Consider the following 19,642-nt stretch of genomic DNA (forward strand, 5'->3'; position numbering starts at 1 on the left):
ACGACGCTGCTCAATCACCTGCTGAGCGATGCCACCGCAGGCCGCATCGCCGTCATCGTCAACAAGTTCGGAGAGGCTGGCCTCGATCACGACCTGATCGAGGCCAGCGCCGAGGACGTGATCCTGATGAAGTCCGGCTGCATCTGCTGCACGATCCGCAGCGATCTGGCGCGCACGCTGACAGACCTGCACGCCCGCCGGTCGCGGGGTGATCTAAGCTTTGACCGCGTGGTGATCGAGACCACGGGCCTGGCCGATCCCGGCCCGATCCATCACACGCTGATGATGGAGCCGGACGTCTCCCGTACCTTTTCACTGGACGGCATCGTGACCGCAGTGGACGCGGTCCTGGGTGCCGCGACGCTGGAACGGCACGCCGAGGCGCAGGCCCAGGTGGCCATGGCCGACCGGATCGTCCTGACCAAGACGGATCTGGCAACCGGCCCGCAGATTGACATGCTGACCGCGCAGCTGAACGCGCTGAACGCCCGCGCCCCGCGCATCCGCGCCGAACGCGGACGCGTCGCATCGGGATGCCTGTTTGACCTGAATGCAGGACGCACAAGCGGCGACAGTGCGGCAGCGCTGGAATGGCTGGGGATGAAGCCCGATCCGCTGGCCGGGTTGTCCGGCCTCGCGCCCAGGTCAGTTGCCGCCGCGCTGCCGGGGTTTCCGTCGACCGCCACGCACCATGCCCGCGACAGCAACATCGTCACCGCATCGATCACCATCGACGCGCCGATCCCGGCCCCGGTGTTTGATTTCTGGCTTGACATGCTGGTTGGCATTCAGGGCGACTCCATCCTGCGCCTGAAGGCCATCGTGCACATCGAAGGCGGCCAGGTTCCGTTCGTCATGCACGGCGTCCAGCATATTCTGGAGCCCCCCGTGCCGCTGAAACACTAGCCCGCAGATGACAGCACCAGCCGTATCGTCCTGATCGCGCGCGATATGTCGGTCGAGCAGCTGACCGCGAACCTAGCCAATTCCCTGTGTAAAAGCCGTCAGAAATGGACGCCTGCGATCGCGTGAGAGATACAGTTGCTAGAAGCCGCGTGTCCGAAATGTTCTCGGCAAAGATCGCGCCGGCCTTGGCGTACCGGATCTCGCGGATCAGGCCCGCGACATCGGCGGCCGAGGCCTCGGACTCAGTGCTGACGCCTTGTGGCGACAGAAAGACGATGCCGTATTCCTCCTCGAAATACCGGAAGGCATTGTGAGCCACGACGACTGTGCGGCGATCCTGAGGCAGCGCTTCCACGGCCCCGCGGATTTCGGCGTCCAGAGCATCGAGCTGTAGGGCATAGCTGGCGGCATTGGCGCGATAGCCCTCGCACCCATCTGCATCCGCAGCGCAAAAGGCATCCGCGATGGTTGCAACATAGGCCTGTGCGTTGGGCACCGATTGCCAGGCATGGGGATCATACGCGCCCGCATGCCAGATCGCCTGCTCGCCGACGTAATGGTAATGCCCGCCCGCCGGGTCCTCCAGGACATTCGCGCCGTCGGTGAGGGCAAAGATGGCGGCGTCGGTGCCGCTGGCCGCGATCAGCCGGTCGACAAATCCTTCCAGCTCCAGCCCGTTGGTCAGCACCACATCGGCCCTCGCCACCGCCATCGCGTCGCGTGGGCGCGGCTCGTAGACATGGGCGTCAGCATCAGGGCCGACCAGCACCTGCAGGTCGATGCGGTCGCCGCCCACCTGTGCCGCCAGGTCGCCGATGATCGAAAAGGTCGCCACGACCTGCGGCGGTTCGGCCTGCACAGCGGCAGCGCTCAGCAAGAGGGCCGCAAGGGATCGAAAGATCATGGTTATTCCTTTTCTTGGGTCATGCGGCCCGGTGGCGCCGCCGCGGCAGGCGCGGCACCACGAGGCCGCGCGGCCCGGCCACCACCGATGCAAGATAGGCCGCCCCCGCCGACAGTGTGATCGACGGTCCCGAGGGCAGCGACAGATGATAGGACAGCAGCAGCCCCGAGGCCGAGGCCACCGCCCCGATCGCCACGGCAAGGGCCACCATCGCCAGAACCGATTGCGTCCAGAACCGCGCGGCCGCCGCGGGCAGGATCATCAGCCCGACCGCCAGCAGCGTGCCAAGCGCCTGGAATCCCGCGACAAGGTTCAGAACGACCAGCGCCAGGAACCCGAAATGCACCACGGTGCCCATCCCCGAGACAGAGCGCAGGAACAGCGGGTCAAGGCATTCCGCCACCAGCGCTCGCCACAGCAAGCCAAAGGCGAGAGTCGTGACCACCAGCACAAGAGCGATCAGCACGATCGCCGCATCGTCCAGCGCCAGCACCGTGCCGAATAGCACGTGCATCAGATCGACACTGGAGCCGCGTAAGGACACCATCACGACCCCCACCGACAGCGAGATCAGGTAGAAGGCCGCCATCGATGCGTCCTCGTGCTGGACCGTCAGCCGGGCGACGGCGCCCGCGCCCACGGCCACCGCCGCGCCCGGCACCAGCCCGCCCAGGGTCATCGGCCAGATCTCCAGCCCGTAGATCAGGAAGCCCGCCGCTGCGCCGGGCAGGATCGCATGGGCCATCGCATCCCCGGTCAGGCTCATCCGGCGCAGCATCAGAAAGACGCCCACTGGGCAGGCCGACAGCGACAGCATCAGGGCCCCTGCCAGAGCGCGTTGCATGAAGGCGAATTCGGTGAAGGGTGCGACCAGCAGTTCCCACATCACGCGGCCCGCCATGCACCTTGGGGTGCGCACCAGGGGGCGGCCTCGTCCCAGGCCTCTTGAAAGCTGCGGGCGCGGGCGAGGTTGGTGTCAGTCAGAACCCTTTCGGTCGGGCCCCAAGCCACGGCGCGTCTGGCAAGAAGCAGCGCTTGCGGGAAATGCGCGCGCACCAGTGCCAGATCATGGGCGACGATCAGGACCGTGCGCCCCTCGGCATGCCAGCGAGCGATCAGGGCGGTCAGATCGCGGATGGTCTTTTCGTCGATGGCGTTGAACGGCTCATCCAGCAGGATCAGCTGTGCATCCTGAACCAGGACACGCGCGAACATGGTCTGTTGCAGCTGTCCCCCGGAAAGCGTGTCGAGCGGACGCTTGTCGAACCCCTCCAGCCCGACCTCGGCAAGCGCTACGGCGATTCGATCCCGGTCGGCCTCGCGGTGCCTGCCCAGTAGGCCGCGCCTTTGCCAAAGCCCAAGCGCCACAAGATCGCGGACCCGCGCAGGGAAGCCACGGTCGAGTTCCGAGAGCTGCGGAAGATACGCCATCGTCCGGCGCCCGGCCGTGCAGGTGCCAGCCATTGGCGCCAGAAGCCCGGCGATCGCCTTAAGGAGCGTTGATTTGCCCGACCCGTTTGGACCGACGATCGCCGTCAGAGACCCCCGTGCGAAATCCCCCGTCAGGTGATGGATCGCCGCATGGCTGCCATAGCCCACGGTCAGATCGTTCAGTTCGATCACTGAAAGCGGACTGGATGATGGTTTACGCTGCACGGAATGCCCTTGCGATTCGATGAGTGATAACATTACACTTTAGAAGCCTGCAAGTGCCGTTCCGTCCGCGAGGCAAGGCTAGCGCATCAGGTCTGGGATCTGCGAACCAGCACCAAGTTGTCCTTCAGGGACGCCGGCTGTCCGTCAGGCCCTTTGGCACTCCGCATGACAACACGCGCCTCGATGACGTCGAAGGGTACATCAGAGGTCGCGATGGACACTAGTTCATCGTCCAGCGAGGGAAATACGGTCGATGGTGTCGCCTTGGGGGTCCATGGGGGTGGTGCGGCATGTGAGACGATGAGCAGATGTCCGCCCGGGCGCAGCCGCGCCACCGCCTGTCCCAGGATGAGCGCACGCTGCAATGTCACCGGCGATTGGAGGTACAATGCGGTGACAAGGTCGAACGGGCCGTCGGGCATTGCCAACGACAGGTCGCAGCACTGGAACGCCGCCTGCTCTGCCAAGCCAAGCTCAGCCGCGCGGATGCGTGCCCGTTCGACGGCGACGGCAGAGATGTCGCATCCCAGTGCAGTCCACCCATGCCGGGCCAGCCAGATCACGTCATCGCCATGCGAGGCCCCGAGGTCGAGGGACGTACCAGGCGTCAGGCCTGCAGCAATCTGCTGAAGGGCACCGGTCACCCTGCCATTCGAGGATGTGCGCCGGGTGAGATAGAACTCCTCCCAGAACGACGCCGGATCTTGGGTGGGGTCGGTCGTCATGTGTGGACCTTTCGATCACGAAATATGGGAAAGCACAGCAAGGCCCCTGCCAGAAGCGTGGCTGCCCCCGTAGAGGCGATCTGCAGCCACAGCATCGCAGCGGCGGCTTCGACCGCCGGGCGTGTCGTCAGCATGGTGCCATAGATAGCGAAACTGAGCGCGATGGAGGCCGCCATGCTGACCTGCTGCATGGTCTGGATGGTACCGGCGCCCGAACCGGTAAGGTCCCTTGGCAGGCCTGACATGCCAAGCTGCATCACCGATGTGACGGTCAGGCCCATGGACAACCCGGCCCCTATCATCCCCATGCGCAATGGCATAAGGCGCCCTGCCGTCACTTGCGGCAAAAGAAAGTGCATCAGCACGAAGCTGGCGCACAACAGCCCGACGCCGAGCGCCACGCGTGCCAGCGGCTGCAGTGAGACGCGCCCTGAGATCCAGGAGCCGATCACCACACCTGCAGGAAAGCCTGCCGTCACGAGCCCCGTCTGCAGTGCACTCAGCGCCAACCCGCTTTGAAGCATCAGCGACAGGATCACGAAAAAGCCCGGCGGCGCTGAGACAGCAAGAAAGACGAATGCCAAGCTCCAACGGAGTGATGGCAGCCGCAAAAGCCCAAAGGGGACTAGCGATCCCTGCCCGGCCCTTGCTGACAGTCGCGCGAACAATGCGGCGCAGGGAAATGCCGCAACCAGCATCACGACAGTAGGGACAGGCCAACTGAAGGCAGGGCCGACGTAAAGCGGCGCAACCAGACAGAGGATAAGTGTCGCAAAACTAATGACTTCGGCGAAGCTGCTTGACGTTGCTGACTCCGTTTTGTCGGGGGCTAGCTGCCGAGTAGTCATCAGCATGACCAAGAGTACGATGAACGCCTCGGTCAGAAAGATTGTCCGCCAGCCGAGCCAAACGGGTGACAGAACCAGCAGAATGCCTGCAACGAGTGGGCCGCAGACTGAAGCAAGCGACGCCGTCATGGCAAACCTTTCAAAGGCCCTGGATTGATATGCCGGTAGAAACAGGCGCGGGATCATCGCCATGGCCTGCGGGGCCAGTGCAGCGCCGCCTGCCCCCTGCAGCATCCGCGCACCGCCAAGGGACAAGGGCCCCGAGGCAACAGCTGACAGCACCGCCCCGAACAAGAATAGCAGTCCTCCGGCAAGGAACATCCGGCGGCGCCCGAACCAGTCGCCCGCACGCCCTGCCGGAAGCAGCAGCATCGCCACGACCAGCGGATAGCATCCGGCGATCAGTGCCAAGTCCTGTGTGCTTAACCCCAGATCAGCACCGATGCCGGGCATCGCGATGGCGAACATCGGCACGTCGACGATGGTCAGCGCCATACCCAGCAGCAAAGCGGTAAAGCCTCGCGCGTGTGGTGCGCGATCCGTATCTTGCATGACTTCAAACTCATGTAACTTCATCAGTATCTTGATAGCGCGCGGCAAAGTAATAATGTAATAGGTAAAGTTACACAAGCTGAGGATTGCTGATGCGCCAAGACACCCGCCTCTCCCGTCTACTGCATGTGCTTCTGCACATGGCGCAGACGGAGGCACCCATGACCTCGCAACAGATCGCGGTGATGCTGGGATCGAACGCGGTGGTGGTGCGACGGATCATGGCTGGGCTGCGCGACGGCGGCTATGTCGATGCCGAGCGTGGACATGGCGGTGGCTGGCGGATTACGAAACGGACAGACGAGATCACGGTTCTGGATGTCTATCGTTCCCTGGACGAGCCGGACCTGTTTGCCTTCGGTTTTTCGAAACCCAGCCCCGCATGTCTGGTCGAGCAATCCGTGAATGCCACTATCAAGGGGGCGATCGAAACAGCCAAAGATGCCATTCTGGACAAGTTTAGCACCCTGCGCCTGTCTCAGATCGAGGCGGATGTAAGGCGCCGGATGGACAGCGTCGCTCGATGAAAAACGTTCAAGCTATTCGAAAACGCTATCAGATGGTTGAAATTGAAAGCGTAAGAAGTCGTGACCTTCAGCAGCATCACAATCGGTCAGCAGGCCAAGCAAAAGCATATGCCATCTTGGTATACCGTTTAGGGATAGAGGAGATGGTCAGCAGTTCACTGATATGGAGTTTGCTCGTTGTGAATGAGCGTTCGAGAGAAGCATTACCCTGCAAACCAAGTTATGTGGCGGGAGAGAGTAGATCCGTATGGTCAATTGACCGTTTGGACAACGACACTGTTCTATGGTGTGCTTTTGGCTTCATCCGATGTGGGAAGAGCTGAAAATGGAGGATACGGTTTGCCAATTCAGCACCAAATCACGGCTTCGGGCCCGAAGGGCGCACTCACTGGCACTTTGACTCTGCCGGAACTGGCACTCACCGACGATACCCCGGTGGTACTGATCGTGCCAGGCTCCGGACCAACTGACCGTGACGGGAATTCGCCCCTCGGTATTTCGGCGGCGTCTTACGCGATGCTTGCAGAGGCTTTGGCCCAAAACGGGGTCGCTTCTGTGCGCATCGACAAGCGCGGCATGTTTGCTTCAGTTGACGCTGTGGACAATGTCAACTCAGTGACAATCGCCGATTACGGCGACGACGTGCTGGCTTGGGCGACGGCGATCCGCACGCGACTTCCGACGGAGAGCGGCAAGCGTTGCGTGATACCTCTGGGCCATAGCGAAGGCGGCCTGGTCGCGCTTGCTGCGATGACGCGTTTTCCAATTCCCTGCGGGTTAGTGCTTGTCAGCGCGCCGGGTCGCCCATTGGCCGATATCATGCGCCAGCAACTGCGTGACAATCCTGCCAATACCGCCCTTCTGGAGCAAGCCGAGGCGGCGTTCCTGTCATTGGAGCGAGGTGAACGGGTTGACGCCGCATCGCTTGATCCCGCGTTGCAACTGCTGTTTGCTCCGCAGGTGCAAGGTTTCCTTATCGATGCGTTCAGGTATGATCCGGCTGTACTGATCTCCAAGGTTCGGGCTCCTGTCCTCATTGTCCAAGGGGCGCGCGACCTTCAGGTCGGTGAGCGCGATGCCCGCCATCTTGCCAATGCGGCCCCCTATGCTGAGCTGTCCGTGCTCGCTGACGTGAACCATGTGCTAAAGGTCGTGCCCTCAGATGATCTCGCAGAAAATCTTTCCACTTATGCAGACCCTGATATGCCCATTGCTCCAGGCGTTGTGCGGGCGGTCGTGGGCTTCGTCGAGCGTGTCGCATCACCAAAGGCCGCTCCTTCGATCAAATGATTGCGGCTGGCGGCGATGACCGCCAGCGACGCAAATGTGTTACCAGGGTACGCAGCTTTGGAGCCATGTGACGGCGTTGGGGATAATAGAGGAGATACCCCGGAAAGTCGGGCAGGTAGGGCTTAAGCAATGGCACCAGCGCGCCGGTCTCGATATGCGCCTGGAAACAGTCCCATGGGCCAAAGGTGATGCCCCCATCTGCCAAGGCAATGCGCAGCATCAGGCGGAGGTCGTTGGTCGTTACGCCGGGCCTGACCGCAACATCAAAGGGCCGATCATTTTCGACGAACTCCCACCGCCAACGTGCCGTCGTCGGGGTGGGACGCCAGCCAATGCGACGATGGGTTAGAAGGTCACGTGGGTGTGCGGGCGTACCATGACGCGCAAGATAGCTTGATGTCACCACTGCAATCTCTCGTTGGCGTCCACCTATTGAAACAGCGATCATGTCCCGCTCGATGACTTCGCCCAACCGGATGCCGGCATCAAAACCATGGGCGACGATGTCGAGTTCCTCATCCGTCACAGTCACATCCACGATCACTTCGGGACAGGCCTCTGCAAAGCGCGCCAGCAGCGGGCCCGAGAGGAACGGCTCGGCGATCGACGTCACGGCCAACCGCAACCGGCCACGGGGCACATCGTCACGCGCCTCAAGTGCATCCTGGATCACCGCTACAGGGCCTCGTACCGCGCCCACCGGCCGCTCTCCGGCCTCGGTCAGCCTGACGGAACGAGTAGTTCGCGCCACCAGCTGCTGGCCGAGCGAATCCTCAAGACGGCGCATGCCTTGGCTGACGGCAGATCGCGTTACGCCCAACCGATCGGCCGGGGCGCGAAAGCTCCCTTCGTCGGCAACGGCCAGCAGAATGGGCAAGAGATTCAGGTCCATTGTCCAGCGCTACTAACCATTGCGTCCATAAGGCAGGCAATACTCAACCGCCGGCAATGCGTCCATCCTTCAGGTGCAACAGACCACAGAAGGAAGATGTATCATGGACAAAGTCATCTTGATTACCGGGGCGTCGGGGGGAATCGGCCAAGGGCTGGCACGAGAATTAGCCGGAGCAGAGGCCAAGGTGCTGCTGCTCGATCGGGGCATTGCAGTCCCTGCCGACGGCGTCAGTCTATTGCGCCACCAAGTTTGCCGTTCGGGCAATCTCGGACGGTCTGCGTCAGGAAACCAACACGATCCGTGTGTCCCGCGTGAATCCCGGTGTGGTGAAAAGCGATCTGGCATACACGATCACCCATCCAGAAACCCGGTCCATGATGCGGGGCTATCGCGCCATCGCCTTGCAGCCGGCCGATATTGCCCGCGCGGTCCGCCACCTGATCGAAGCTCCGGCCAGTGTCGATACGACTGAAATCACCATCCGCCCAACTGCTGCTGCTCAATGACGAATGAGCGTAACGCCGCACCTTCCATTGCCGGGCGCGACTGTTGGCTATCGCAGTGTGCGGAGCATGTCAGCTGCACCAAGATCGAGCCAACCAACCGGACAGCGCCGAGACGACCATTGCAGGAGCAGCCAGTGTGATCAGGAACACCAGGCCGAAAGCGGTCATGGATCCCGCCAACCCAAGGACGAGCATCACCGGCAGCTGGCTCATCGTCAAAACCAGCCCAACCATCCATGCGCGTCGTTCCATACCGAAGCTGACGACCACGGCGGCCATGAGCGACAGTGGGTAGGCCAATGTCCAGTATGCACTAGCGTCCCAAGGCTCGGTAGCTTCGGCAGCGGCGGCGACGAACGACCAGAATCCCGTCCCCATGATGGCGAGAACAGACAAAGGATATCGTTTCATGACCGGACTTGGGCCAATTTGTTGTAATGGTTGGGGCATGGTGCGCTTTTGACAGTCACGATCGTTCATTTTCTCTTAGTCTCAAGGGATGGCCAGCCACACTTGCTGTCACCCCACCTGCCGAGGCATGGGCATAAAGCCTCTTGGCGTCACTACATTGCGCCAGCATGACATGTTGAAACGAACTGTGGCGTCGCACCTGCTTGGCTATAACATCTGCGCTGACTGCCCCATAAGATCAGCTAATCCAACGCTATGGAATTTGTGGCTTGGTGGCCACCAATGCGTAACTTAAAACGCCAACGTAAAGCGACACCGCTGATCTGATATGGGGTGACCCCAAGCTACGCAACCGGGTACCGACCATCTGTGTGACCAATCCTCATGGAGCAAGCATTGAGAAAACTGGCGACGGAACAATCTGTAAATGGGATCAGGCTTGGGCAACTTGTAATCCCCTTGCCCTGTTCGATCAGTACCGAAGCACAGGCGCGGCTGCGCGCCGCCTTGAACAACGGTATTCCGGCAAATGCGGCACATGTCCTGCCGAAACCGGAGGATCACGCGGCCAAGCGCGCCCTACGGTTGCAAGCAGATACCGCTTATCGGGCGGCGCTGGCGACGCAGGGTTCGAAAAACCTTGCAGACCTGCGGACAGTCCAGGTCGGGACAGGCACGGTTCATATCGCAATGCCCCCGAACCTGGTAACAAACGATGCCGTCTATATCGATATCCACGGCGGTGCCTTCGTCTTTGGTGGGGGTGAGGCCTGCCGCATGGCGGCCTGTGCCGCGGCTAGCCTCCATGGCGCGCGCTGTGACGGGGTCGATTACCGGATGCTGCCCGAGTATCCCTATCCTGCCGCATTGGACGACTGCTTCGCTGCCTATCGGCACGTGCTTGCCGGATGCGACAATCGCGGGGTGGTGATTGGCGGGCGTTCCGCAGGCGGCAACCTGGCGCTAGCCACAGTCTTGCGGGCGCGCGGTGAAGGGCTGCCGCTGCCTGCGGCGCTTGTGTTTTTGTCTCCTGAGATCGACCTGACCGAGTCGGGAGACAGTTTCCAAACCAACCAAGGCATCGACTTCAACCTTCCCGATCCGCTTATGCCGCCAAACCTTCTCTACGCCGCCGGTGCCGACCTGACGCATCCACGTCTCTCGCCGCTTTTCGGCACTTTCTCGGCGGATTTTCCGCCGAGCTTTATTCAGACCGGCACGCGGGATCTAGTGTTGTCAAATGCAGTTCGGCTGCACCGGATCCAGCACGAAGCGGGCGCTCCGACCGAGTTGCATGTCTTCGAGGCGATGTCCCCACGGAGGATTCGGCGGCTCTCCAGAAGACCGAGAGCTCTCCCGCGACGTCGCCCGCTTCGTGGCAAACGCGCTGGATGGCGCGGAGTGACCCCGGCATTTCCGAAGCTCATGCGATACCACGTTCCTCTAGCCCCGCGTCATCATCCTATTGCCGAACCAGAACAACTCTGCTGTTGGCAGGGCACTCTCAGTCCAAAAGGTCAAACATGACGATCACACATCAGGATGAACTGGACGGTCTGCGCAAGATCGGCCGTATCGTGGCAAACACCATGCAGTCCATGGCTGCGAAAATGGAGCCCGGCATGACAACCCGGGAACTGGACAAAATCGGGCGCGAACTCCTGGACCGTGAAGGGGCGGTCTCTGCTCCACGTGCCACATATGGATTTCCCGGCGACAGCTGCATCAGCGTAAACGAGGAGATCGCTCATGGCGTTCCGGGCGCGCGCAGTCTGTCCAAGGGCGATCTGGTCAACATCGATGTTTCAGCTTCGCTTGACGGCTATTTTGCAGATACGGGAGCGACTTTCATGCTTGGCGCGGTGCCGCCATCGCTCGACCGGCTGTGCCGCGACGGGCGCCGTGCCACGCAGATCGGCATCGCGCAGGTCGGGCATGGCAAGCCACTGGCGGGGATCGGCAATGCCGTGGGCGCGTTTGCCGCACGACGCGGATACACGCTGATCCGCAACCTGGCCAGCCACGGCATCGGCAGAGCACTTCATGAGGCCCCGCAGGAAGTGCCAACCTGGCCAACCAAGCACGACAGGCGCAAGATCCATGACGGCCTGGTCCTGACCGTCGAGCCCTTCCTGTCCCGGGGCGGTACTTGGGCCGTGCAGGGAGTGGATGACGATTGGACGCTTTATGCCAGCCCGGCCGCGCCGGTCGTGCAATATGAGCATACTGTCATAGCCACCCGACGCGGTCCCGTCATCGTCACCCTGCCGGGTTAAAATCAAGTCCAGGGGCTCATCTCCAGCATCGGCCAGGAGGCATCATGCGCATCATGCTTGTGGAAGACGAGGCAGGGCTTGCCGCAATGCTGGCGGGGTTCCTGCAACGCGAGCGTTTCGTGGTCGATCAGCTCGACTGCATTGCAACCGCACGGGAGGCCGCGGCGATGGTTGATTACGATCTCGCACTACTTGACCGGAGTTTGCCGGACGGGGACGGACTGACGCTGCTGCCGGACCTGCGCACTGGCAACCCTGGCATCCATGTTATCATCCTCAGTGCCCTTGGCGAGGTCGAAGATCGCGTGACAGGGCTGGATCAGGGCGCAGACGACTACCTTGTTAAACCCTTTGCCCTGGACGAAATGCTGGCCCGCATCCGCGCCGTGCGGCGTCGTCCCGCGCAGGTGCAGGACGACAAGATCAGGGCGGGCGCAGTGATCTTCGATCCTGTCCATGACACGGTCGAGATCGGCGGACAGCCCATCATTCTGCCGCGACGTGAGTTGCGCGTCCTGGCGACGCTGATCCGTCGGCGCGGACGCACCGTCATGCGCGAGGCGCTTGAGCAGGCGGTCTTTGGCTTCGACGACGAGATCCAGTCCAACACGCTGGATTCGCACGTGTCGCGCTTGCGCAAACGCTTGCGTGAGGCGGATGCGGGGGTCGAGATCCATGCCATCCGCGGGGTCGGCTATCTGCTGCGCACCGTAGCGTGATGCGCGGCCCCTCGCTCAAACGGCCGCTGATCGTCTATCCGCTGATCGTCCATCTCGTGACACTGCTGGTCTCGGTCCTGATACTAATCGGTGGCGCGCTGCGTATTGACAGCGGCGGACCATATGCAGACGAAAAGATAACCCCTGTCATTGCGGCCGCGATCGACCGCGACCCGGCCGGCGGGCTGGTCATCCGCCAGACCGAGGCGCTGTCGGCATTGCAGACCGAGGCGCCGCAGCTGTGGTTTCTGGTAGAGGACGATGCCGGAAACAGCGTCGACTTTGGGGCGGTGCCCCCGGTCTTCGAGGCGTTCCGGGGGCGGCTGGCAGGTCTGTCCTTCGCACAGCTGCGCGACCGTACGCCGCCCCATCCGATGACCGCGATTCTGCGGCGAGAGACAGCAGATATCGGGGCGCTGACCATTCTAGGGCACGGTCCGCTGTTGGAGCTGAACCTGATCGTGCTTCTGGCGTCCACGGTGGTTTTCCTGCCGATCATCTTGCTGCTGTCTCTGACCTCTTTCGCGATCACGCCCTGGATTGTGAGACGCGCATTGACGGGCATCGCACGGATCGCGCTCGAAGCCGAACGGATCGACCCCGACCGCCGCGGCAGGCGTCTGAGCGAGGCCCATGTCCCACGCGAAATCGCACCCTTGGTACGGGCGATGAATGATGCCCTGCGGCGGCTGGACGAAGGGCATGAGCGCCAGCAGCGGTTCATATCGATGGCCTCACACGAGTTACGCACGCCCATCGCAGTGCTGCAGGCCAAGGTCGAGAATGCCGGAGACCCTGCCGTGCGGGCCTTGGGTGACGATATTCAGCGTCTGACGATCCTGACTGAACAGCTGTTGGATCTGACGCGGATGGCACAGGGCGGCACCCCTGCCCCGGTCGATTTGGCGGCCCTTGCTCGCGGTGTCGTCGCGGATCTGGCGCCCCTTGCCATCGCCGGAGGGCGGACGATGGAGGTCAAGGTCGGGTCACGCGAGACATGCCTCGGCGATGCGGCCGCCTTGGAGCGGGTGCTGATGAATCTGCTTCGGAACGCGCTCGATCACGGAGGGCGCCATGTTGTGCTGCGCGTGATGGGTCGGGTCTTGGAGGTAGAGGATGATGGTCCAGGCATCCCCGCCGATCAACGCGAACGTGTTTTCGAGCCGTTCTACAGGCTGCGTCCGCAGGGTGGCGGCAGCGGTCTCGGCCTCAACTTGGTGGCCGAGGTCGTGGCCCGGCATGACGGTCGCGTGACGATCCGTGCGGCGCCAGGCCGCGGAACCATCGTCCGGGTGGAACTGGGCCTTGGGAATGTGACTGAAACCCACGCTCTCAAGTAAGCGGATTTTTTGTCGTCCCTGCTTAGCGACGCCATGTTCGCACAACCTTTATGGCGCAGAGGTTCCGCGACGCAGGCGGCGCGAATGCGACCCGTCTGCGTGAAAATGGCAATGACATGAAGGCTATCGAAATGCGTAAAATTCTCTCCCTCCGGTCGCGTGGCGGTTCCAGGGGTGTCAGCGTCGCCCTGCTCGCGGCCGGTCTTCTGGCCGGATGCGTATCCGAACAGAGTTCTACGGAAAGCCTCTACCGGCAGAACATGGTCAGCGAGACCGCTCTGAACGCCCAAATCATGAGCGACCGGGCGCGCGACCAGCGCTGCCAGCGCGATCCGTCGCGCCGCGAATGCGGACCGCGCCCCTAATTCCCTCGCTATGCGAACGACAGCCCTGCGGATGCCGATCATCCGCAGGGCGACCGAGACAATCCCTAAGGAGAAGCGAAGTGAAACCTCATCTGACAGGCGGCACCGCATGCCCGCCCGGCGGACGCGGCATGTCGGTGTTGCCCATTGCCCAGCCTTGGTCGATCCGTGCGATTCGTAGCGCGGCTGTCGCGTTGATATTGTCCGCCGTCACGGCGTCCGCAGCTGAGGAGATGCGCTTGACCTATCCCGAGACCCCCCGGACCGACGATGTCGAAACGCTGTTCGGCGTTCAGATCGCGGATCCCTTCCGCTGGCTTGAGGCCGACCCACGAGAGGATTCCACTGTCGCCGAATGGATCGATGCGCAAAACGCCGTCGCGTCGTCCTATCTGGAGACGCTGTCTGGCCGGTCGATCTTTGAACAGCGGCTGGCCCTGTTGAACCAGCACGACACTGTGATGCCGCCCGTCCGGCGCGGCGAGCGATACATCTTCCAGCGTCAAAGCGCGGGTGATGACCAGCCGCGCCTTATCGTACGCGAGGGGGACGACGGCTCCGAAAGCGTGCTTTTGGACCCCAACACTTGGACAGGCGATGGCACGAAGGCCTTGGCCGAATGGGACGTGTCGCCCGACGGTGATTTCGTGGCCTATGCGGTGCAGGTGGACGGCTCGGACTGGCGCAGCATCCGCGTGATCGACACCGTCACCGGGGAGGTTCTTGACGATCATGTCGAATGGGCGCGCTTCACGACGATCGCCTGGTCCGGCGACGGCTCAGGGTTCTACTACTCGCGCTTCCCCGCCGGAGAGAAGGGCGCCTCCTTCAACGAAGCAGTACGCGATCACGCGGTCTACTTCCACCGGCTCGGAACACCGCAGTCGGACGATCGGCTGGTCCATGGCGGAGCGTCGGAAAAGCCGCTGCTGCATACAGCGACCGTTTCGGCCGACGGGCGCTTTCTGGTGATCTACACCTCGGCTCTGGCGGGCGGCGTGGCCGTGACAGTGACGGACCTGTCACAGGACGGCGGGCAGCCGCTGACCCTAGTCGAAAGCCATGACGATCAATGGGCGCTGGTGGGCACAGAGGGCACGCGGCTGATCTTCTCGACGCAAATGGGCGCGCCGCGCGGCCGAGTGATGAGCATTGATTTGGCCGATCCCGAGCCCGCCTTCGCAGAACTAATTCCCGAGCGCCCCGACGCCGTACTGCGCCACGGCACGGGTATTCTGGGCAATCGGATCGTGCTGAACTACATGGTCGATGCCAAGATGGAACTGGAGCGGTTCCGCCTGGACGGCACGCCCGACGGGTCGGTGGACCTGCCCGGTGCCGGGACGGCGGCATTGTTCCACGGCGAGCCCGGCCGGAACGACGCCTACTTCCTGTTCACCAGCCACGACGTTCCGCCCACGGTCTTTCGTCTGGATGTGGCCGAGAGCCGCGTGACGCCTTGGGAAGATTCGAACCTGCCGGTGACGCTCGACGATGTCATGGTCGAGCAGCGCTTTTACGCCTCGGCCGACGGCACCCGAATCCCGATGTTCGTCATCCGCCGCGCCGACGTGACGGGTGCCGCCCCGACGATGTTGACCGGCTATGGCGGGTACGGCATTAGCATGGTCCCGTTTTACCTGCCCGCAGCGATTGCCTGGGTCGAACAAGGCGGCGTCTATGCAGTAGCTAACATCCGTGGCGGCGGGGAGTATGGCAGTGCCTGGCACCATGCCGGGCGGCGCGAGCAGAAGCAGAACGTGTTCGACGACTTTATTGCGGCGGGCGAGTATCTGATCGCCGAAGGCATCACCGCGCCGGACGGGCTGGCCATCCAGGGGCAGTCGAACGGCGGGCTTCTGGTCGCGGCGGTCGCCAACCAGCGGCCCGACCTCTTCGCCGCCGTCCTGCCCGACGTGGGGGTGATGGACATGCTGCGGTTCGACCGCTTCACCGGCGGAGCGATGTGGATCGAGGAATACGGCAGTCCCGCCGTCGAGGATCAGTTCCGCACCCTTCTGGCCTACTCGCCCCTGCACACGATCCGCGAGGGCGCGGACTATCCCGCGATCCTTGTCACCACCGCTGACACCGACAACCGCGTCGTTCCGGCCCATTCATTCAAATACACAGCGGCCCTTCAAGATGCAGATATCGGCGATCGGCCGCATCTGTTGCGAGTCGCTACCGGCGCGGGCCACGGGCAGGGCACGCCATTGACCATGCAGATCGCGCAGACGGCTGAGCAGTGGGCCTTCGCGGCTCGTTGGACTGGTCTCGACGTCACTTCCATGGATTAGGCGTCAGCCGGGAACCAGCGCGTGCCAATTACCTCTGATTCAGCAAGCGGCCGCGTCGATGGACTGGGCAGCAAGCAGGGCCGCGACATGGCGCAGGGCGCGGTCCCCTGCCCGCCTCCGGTGCCAGGCAAGATGCAGGGTGAAACCCGCGACCGGGATCGGCGGTGGCAGCATGACCAGCCCCGGCGCCGCCTCTGCCACGCGCGACGGTAGCATTGCGATCCGGTCAGACTGGCGCAGCAGTTCCGGGACCATGCCGAAGGCCGGAACTACCATCCCGACACGGCGACTGAGACCCCGCTCAGCGAACTGCAGGTCCAGCGGGCTGCGCGCCTCACCCTTCCCCGAAACGACGATATGCGGCCATTCCAGCCAACGGGCGATGTCAAAGCCGTTGATGGCCGGATGCCCGGTGCGCAGTGCGATCACATAATGCTCGTGCAGGATCTCTGTGCGACAGATGTCGGGATCGTCCCCGGGGAAAACCGACAGCGCCATATCTGTAGTCCCGTCGATCAGAGCCGCGCGGGCCAAGCGGCCGCCCTGCCAGGGTTGGATCACCAGATCTATCCCTGGAGCGGTCTCAGCCAGCCTGGCTTGCAAAACAGTTGTCAGCAGAGCGGCAGGATAATCCGCCATCGTGATGCGTAGAGTTGCGCAGATCTGCGCGATCGGAGTGTTGGGGGGATCGACCAGCTGCCCGATCGCCGCGAGAGCAGACTTGAGCGGGTCACGCAGCGATTGCGCTTTGGGGGTCAGGTGCATGGCGCCGCGTCCACGTACCAGCAGCGGATCGTCGAACAGGTGACGGCAGCGTTGCAGTGCTGCGGAGGCCGCAGGTTGCGACAGCCCCACACGATCTGCAGCACGGCCGACATGCGCTTCGTCGAGTAGCGCTTCCAGAATCACCAGCAAATTGAGGTCGATGGATCTTAAATTCATGACGGTGATAATAGACCATATCGTAAATCGATTGGAGTGATTTTTTGCCTTGCGCCATGATCGCGCCATTCTCGAACTCTTGAGGTAAACATGACCACGACCCTTGTGCTTGTCTTTCATCCTGATTTGGCGCGCTCGCATGCAAATGCGGCGCTGGTGCGTGCAGCCGCCACGGTGCCGGGCGTTACCGTCATCGACATGACCGCGACGCGATCAGAAGGGCCGAACGCCTTTCCGGATACAGCGGCACAAGCCGCCTTGCTGCTGGCTGCCGACCGAATTGTCCTTCAGTTTCCCCTACAATGGTATTCTACGCCTCCGTTGCTGAAGGAGTGGATGGACGTGGTCCTGACACGGATGGTCTATCTGGCCTTCGATCAGGAGGGGCGGCATTTGCGTGGCAAGCCGTTGATGATCGCCGCCACGGCGGGGAACAGGGCCAGCTCGTATCAAAGGGGTGGTGCGAACCTGATGCCGCTGAGGGATCTTCTTGCTCCACTCTGGGCTACCGCCAACCGCTGCGGACTGGTCATGGCGGAACCGTTTCTGCTTTACGAAGCCGATGAGCTGACCCCGGCCGAGCGTGACGTCGCAGCAGCCGACTATTTGGGAGCACTGGAATGCTGGATTGCCTCCACTGCTCTGGTGGAGGTTTAGACGATGATGAAATGGCATGACACGCTTTGTGATCTGAAACACGGCACGCCGGTCTGGTTCACGCTTGCGGCTTGGATGCTTCCGGCCGGCATTGGCGCGCAGTTTCTCATCGCCGGAGGAGCCATGTTTCAGGATCCACGATTCTGGGACCTGCATGGTATGCTTGGTGGACTGCTGGCCATTCCAGTGCTGATCGGAATGGTCGGGGCGATCGTCATTCGACGTCTGAGGGGTTTTGGCTGGTGGGCCGGTGTGATCTTGGCCCTCTACGGAGTGCAACTCGCACTGGCGGCGGAGGCCAAGCCTGTGCCACTCGCCTTTCATCCGTTCAACGCAGCTCTGCTCCTGTCTGCTAGCCTTGTCCAATTAGCCAAGGTCGAACGGCGGCGGGACCTGTGAGGTAGTCCCCGAAAACTGGACACTGGCATAAGCTCGGATTTGCTGTCTGCTGATCTTCATCCCGAAGGAGATCGACGATGTCGAAACGAAAGCAGCACGCGCCTGAGTTTAAGGCGAAGGTGGCACTTGAGGCGCTGAAAGGCGAGGCGACTGTGTCGGAGCTTGCCAGCCGGTTCGGCGTGCATCCGACGATGATCAATCAATGGAAACGCGCACTGCTCGATGGCGCGTCTGGTGTCTTTGAACGCGGTGGCCGCAAGGCGCCGGTGATCGATGAGGATCAGGTCAGGGATCTGCATGCCAAGATCGGAGAGTTGGCGGTGGCCAACTCTTTTTTGGAAAGAAAGCTCAAGCCTTGGGGCGGGACGTGAGGCGCGGCATGGTCGAACGCGACCATCCGGACCTGTCGATCGGCCAGCAGTGCGCGCTGCTACAGGTCCCGCGATCGTCGTTCTATTACACGCCGCAGGGTGAGACGGACCATAACCTCGCGCTGATGCGGCTGATCGATGTGCAGTTCCTCGACACGCCCTTCTTCGGCGTGCGCCAGATGACGTGGCACTTGCGCAATGAAGACCATGCTGTGAACGAGAAGCGCATCCGTCGGCTGATGCGCCTGATGGGGTTGATGCCGATCTATCAGAAGCCGAACACCAGCAGGCCTGCAAAGGGGCACAAGACCTATCCATACTTGCTGCGAGGGCTGCAAGTTAAGCGGCCAAACCAAGTCTGGTGCGTGGACATCACCTATCTGCCGATGCGTCGCGGCTTTCTCTACTTGGTGGCAATCATGGACTGGCACACTCGCATGGTTCTGTCCTGGCGGATCTCGAACACGCTGGACGCGGACTTCTGCGTCGAGGCGCTGAACGAGGCCATCTATCGGTTCGGACCGCCCGACATCATGAACAGCGATCAGGGATCTCAGTTCACATCGTTTGCCTGCACAGACCGCCTGCGTCGGTCCGGGATCCGCATCTCGATGGACGGCAAGGGTCGGTATCTGGACAACATCTTCATCGAGCGCTTGTGGCGCACCCTGAAATACGAGTGCGTCTATCTGCATGCTTGGGAGACCGGGTCACAGGCCCGCGCGGGTGTCCGCACATGGATGGAGTTCTACAATCACCGCCGGCCGCACAAGGCCCTTGGCGGCCGACCGCCGGCAGTGGTCTACTCACTGACAGCAGAAGCAATGCAACCCGATCAGCAGGAGCAGATCAGAGCTTAAAAAGCGCCAGATCCTGTCCAAGGAAGGGGGAGCACCTCACTGATACACCGCAATCGACACTTGGATTGGACCTGCACCGGTTTTGTTCCGGTCTTTTGAGAGCAATACTCGCCATCAAGGAGACCGGATATGGCAGCGATACACAGCGACGAGTTCAAGCGGGATGCGGTTCGCATCGCGCAAACCAGTGGCC

At 62.2% G+C, this 19,642-nt stretch carries 21 protein-coding genes and 1 pseudogene; 14 read left to right on the forward strand and 8 right to left on the reverse strand.

The features are described from left to right. Positions 1 to 54: 54 nt before the first annotated feature. On the forward strand, positions 55 to 906 hold the full coding sequence (locus EG885_RS09390) for a CobW family GTP-binding protein (RefSeq protein WP_242679588.1): 852 nt from the start codon (positions 55 to 57) through the stop codon (positions 904 to 906). Here the strand turns inward: EG885_RS09390 and EG885_RS09395 are convergent. The 5 genes from EG885_RS09395 to EG885_RS09415 all read right to left on the reverse strand — a co-directional run bounded on the left by EG885_RS09395 (position 854) and on the right by EG885_RS09415 (position 5,669). After that, complete coding sequence (locus EG885_RS09395; RefSeq protein WP_131574221.1) at positions 854 to 1,810, reverse strand: metal ABC transporter solute-binding protein, Zn/Mn family; 957 nt, start codon at positions 1,808 to 1,810, stop codon at positions 854 to 856. The two genes, EG885_RS09390 and EG885_RS09395, sit on opposite strands and share 53 nt — an antisense overlap. A gap of 19 nt (positions 1,811 to 1,829) precedes the next feature. Further along, complete coding sequence (gene aztB, locus EG885_RS09400; RefSeq protein WP_341352758.1) at positions 1,830 to 2,729, reverse strand: zinc ABC transporter permease AztB; 900 nt, start codon at positions 2,727 to 2,729, stop codon at positions 1,830 to 1,832. After that, positions 2,696 to 3,466 carry a zinc ABC transporter ATP-binding protein AztA gene (gene aztA, locus EG885_RS09405; RefSeq protein ID WP_242679581.1) on the reverse strand — a complete coding sequence of 257 codons (771 nt, stop codon included), beginning with the start codon at positions 3,464 to 3,466 and terminating at the stop codon, positions 2,696 to 2,698. Before aztA ends, aztB begins: the two co-directional genes overlap by 34 nt. Before the next feature lie 86 nt (positions 3,467 to 3,552). After that, positions 3,553 to 4,191, reverse strand: coding sequence for a class I SAM-dependent methyltransferase (locus EG885_RS09410; RefSeq protein WP_131574223.1), 639 nt, complete (start codon positions 4,189 to 4,191; stop codon positions 3,553 to 3,555). Next, positions 4,188 to 5,669 carry an MFS transporter gene (locus tag EG885_RS09415; RefSeq protein WP_242679582.1) on the reverse strand — a complete coding sequence of 494 codons (1,482 nt, stop codon included), beginning with the start codon at positions 5,667 to 5,669 and terminating at the stop codon, positions 4,188 to 4,190. The genes EG885_RS09410 and EG885_RS09415 overlap by 4 nt, the downstream gene beginning before the upstream one ends. Before the next feature lie 14 nt (positions 5,670 to 5,683). On the opposite strand from EG885_RS09415, the gene EG885_RS09420 reads away from it, so the two are divergent. Together EG885_RS09420 and EG885_RS09425 are read left to right on the forward strand one after the other, a co-directional pair. Beyond that, entirely contained in the window at positions 5,684 to 6,118 is a 435-nt protein-coding gene (locus EG885_RS09420; protein WP_131574224.1) for an RrF2 family transcriptional regulator, read from the forward strand. Between the two features lie 183 nt (positions 6,119 to 6,301). Then, positions 6,302 to 7,408, forward strand: coding sequence for an alpha/beta hydrolase (locus EG885_RS09425; protein WP_242679583.1), 1,107 nt, complete (start codon positions 6,302 to 6,304; stop codon positions 7,406 to 7,408). Here EG885_RS09425 and EG885_RS09430 read toward each other — a convergent pair. Continuing rightward, a complete protein-coding gene (locus EG885_RS09430; protein ID WP_131574225.1) occupies positions 7,401 to 8,300 on the reverse strand; it encodes a LysR family transcriptional regulator in 900 nt (299 codons plus the stop codon). The genes EG885_RS09425 and EG885_RS09430 overlap by 8 nt on opposite strands. 103 nt (positions 8,301 to 8,403) lie before the next feature. Between EG885_RS09430 and EG885_RS23290 the strand changes: the two are divergent. Further along, a pseudogene (locus tag EG885_RS23290) lies at positions 8,404 to 8,455 on the forward strand (hypothetical protein); the annotation flags it as partial. 54 nt (positions 8,456 to 8,509) lie between these two features. Then, positions 8,510 to 8,809, forward strand: a complete 300-nt coding sequence (locus EG885_RS09435) for an SDR family oxidoreductase (protein ID WP_242679584.1) — start codon at positions 8,510 to 8,512, stop codon at positions 8,807 to 8,809. A 69-nt stretch (positions 8,810 to 8,878) separates the two neighbouring features. On the opposite strand, the gene EG885_RS09440 is transcribed toward EG885_RS09435, so the two are convergent. Further along, a complete protein-coding gene (locus EG885_RS09440; RefSeq protein ID WP_131574226.1) occupies positions 8,879 to 9,289 on the reverse strand; it encodes a hypothetical protein in 411 nt (136 codons plus the stop codon). Positions 9,290 to 9,604: 315 nt separating this feature from the next. On the opposite strand from EG885_RS09440, the gene EG885_RS09445 reads away from it, so the two are divergent. From EG885_RS09445 to EG885_RS09470, 6 genes are all read left to right on the forward strand, one after another. After that, entirely contained in the window at positions 9,605 to 10,747 is a 1,143-nt protein-coding gene (locus EG885_RS09445; RefSeq protein ID WP_207392245.1) for an alpha/beta hydrolase, read from the forward strand. Beyond that, complete coding sequence (map, locus tag EG885_RS09450; protein WP_131574227.1) at positions 10,744 to 11,496, forward strand: type I methionyl aminopeptidase; 753 nt, start codon at positions 10,744 to 10,746, stop codon at positions 11,494 to 11,496. The genes EG885_RS09445 and map overlap by 4 nt, the downstream gene beginning before the upstream one ends. A gap of 44 nt (positions 11,497 to 11,540) precedes the next feature. Beyond that, positions 11,541 to 12,215 (forward strand): response regulator, encoded by a 675-nt coding sequence (locus EG885_RS09455; RefSeq protein WP_131574228.1) that lies wholly within the window; start codon positions 11,541 to 11,543, stop codon positions 12,213 to 12,215. Next, positions 12,215 to 13,555 (forward strand): sensor histidine kinase, encoded by a 1,341-nt coding sequence (locus tag EG885_RS09460; protein ID WP_242679589.1) that lies wholly within the window; start codon positions 12,215 to 12,217, stop codon positions 13,553 to 13,555. Before EG885_RS09455 ends, EG885_RS09460 begins: the two co-directional genes overlap by 1 nt. Before the next feature lie 116 nt (positions 13,556 to 13,671). After that, positions 13,672 to 13,920: a hypothetical protein gene (locus EG885_RS09465; protein WP_131574230.1), complete on the forward strand. Its 249-nt coding sequence runs from the start codon at positions 13,672 to 13,674 to the stop codon at positions 13,918 to 13,920. Between the two features lie 80 nt (positions 13,921 to 14,000). Beyond that, positions 14,001 to 16,220, forward strand: coding sequence for a prolyl oligopeptidase family serine peptidase (locus EG885_RS09470; protein ID WP_242679585.1), 2,220 nt, complete (start codon positions 14,001 to 14,003; stop codon positions 16,218 to 16,220). A gap of 39 nt (positions 16,221 to 16,259) precedes the next feature. Here EG885_RS09470 and EG885_RS09475 read toward each other — a convergent pair whose 3' ends face one another. After that, positions 16,260 to 17,231 (reverse strand): LysR family transcriptional regulator, encoded by a 972-nt coding sequence (locus tag EG885_RS09475; protein WP_242679586.1) that lies wholly within the window; start codon positions 17,229 to 17,231, stop codon positions 16,260 to 16,262. Positions 17,232 to 17,252: 21 nt separating this feature from the next. Here EG885_RS09475 and EG885_RS09480 point away from each other — a divergent pair, with 21 nt between their 5' ends. From EG885_RS09480 to EG885_RS09490, 3 genes are all read left to right on the forward strand, one after another. Further along, positions 17,253 to 17,819, forward strand: a complete 567-nt coding sequence (locus EG885_RS09480; protein WP_131574231.1) for an NAD(P)H-dependent oxidoreductase — start codon at positions 17,253 to 17,255, stop codon at positions 17,817 to 17,819. Between the two features lie 3 nt (positions 17,820 to 17,822). Next, a complete protein-coding gene (locus tag EG885_RS09485) occupies positions 17,823 to 18,218 on the forward strand; it encodes a DUF6220 domain-containing protein (protein ID WP_131574232.1) in 396 nt (131 codons plus the stop codon). A gap of 77 nt (positions 18,219 to 18,295) precedes the next feature. Further along, a protein-coding gene (locus EG885_RS09490) for an IS3 family transposase (protein ID WP_242679587.1) occupies positions 18,296 to 19,449 on the forward strand; the annotation gives its coding sequence in 2 pieces (ribosomal slippage) (positions 18,296 to 18,548 and positions 18,548 to 19,449; 1,155 coding nt in all). Positions 19,450 to 19,642 lie beyond the last annotated feature (193 nt).

Source organism: Paracoccus nototheniae (assembly GCF_004335005.1).
Lineage (GTDB): Bacteria > Pseudomonadota > Alphaproteobacteria > Rhodobacterales > Rhodobacteraceae > Paracoccus > Paracoccus nototheniae.

Bases quoted from the DNA above. Each gene is read 5' to 3' on its own strand.
- map (WP_131574227.1), top strand. From the start codon at position 10,744: ATGACGATCACACATCAGGATGAACTGGACGGTCTGCGCAAGATCGGC.
- EG885_RS09455 (WP_131574228.1), top strand. From the start codon at position 11,541: ATGCGCATCATGCTTGTGGAAGACGAGGCAGGGCTTGCCGCAATGCTG.
- EG885_RS09475 (WP_242679586.1), bottom strand. From the start codon at position 17,231: ATGGCGCGATCATGGCGCAAGGCAAAAAATCACTCCAATCGATTTACG.
- EG885_RS09485 (WP_131574232.1), top strand. From the start codon at position 17,823: ATGATGAAATGGCATGACACGCTTTGTGATCTGAAACACGGCACGCCG.
- EG885_RS09395 (WP_131574221.1), bottom strand. From the start codon at position 1,810: ATGATCTTTCGATCCCTTGCGGCCCTCTTGCTGAGCGCTGCCGCTGTG.
- EG885_RS09430 (WP_131574225.1), bottom strand. From the start codon at position 8,300: ATGGACCTGAATCTCTTGCCCATTCTGCTGGCCGTTGCCGACGAAGGG.
- EG885_RS09465 (WP_131574230.1), top strand. From the start codon at position 13,672: ATGAAGGCTATCGAAATGCGTAAAATTCTCTCCCTCCGGTCGCGTGGC.
- EG885_RS09460 (WP_242679589.1), top strand. From the start codon at position 12,215: ATGCGCGGCCCCTCGCTCAAACGGCCGCTGATCGTCTATCCGCTGATC.
- EG885_RS09440 (WP_131574226.1), bottom strand. From the start codon at position 9,289: ATGAACGATCGTGACTGTCAAAAGCGCACCATGCCCCAACCATTACAA.
- EG885_RS09480 (WP_131574231.1), top strand. From the start codon at position 17,253: ATGACCACGACCCTTGTGCTTGTCTTTCATCCTGATTTGGCGCGCTCG.
- EG885_RS09410 (WP_131574223.1), bottom strand. From the start codon at position 4,191: ATGACGACCGACCCCACCCAAGATCCGGCGTCGTTCTGGGAGGAGTTC.
- EG885_RS09445 (WP_207392245.1), top strand. From the start codon at position 9,605: ATGGAGCAAGCATTGAGAAAACTGGCGACGGAACAATCTGTAAATGGG.
- EG885_RS09425 (WP_242679583.1), top strand. From the start codon at position 6,302: ATGAGCGTTCGAGAGAAGCATTACCCTGCAAACCAAGTTATGTGGCGG.
- EG885_RS09420 (WP_131574224.1), top strand. From the start codon at position 5,684: ATGCGCCAAGACACCCGCCTCTCCCGTCTACTGCATGTGCTTCTGCAC.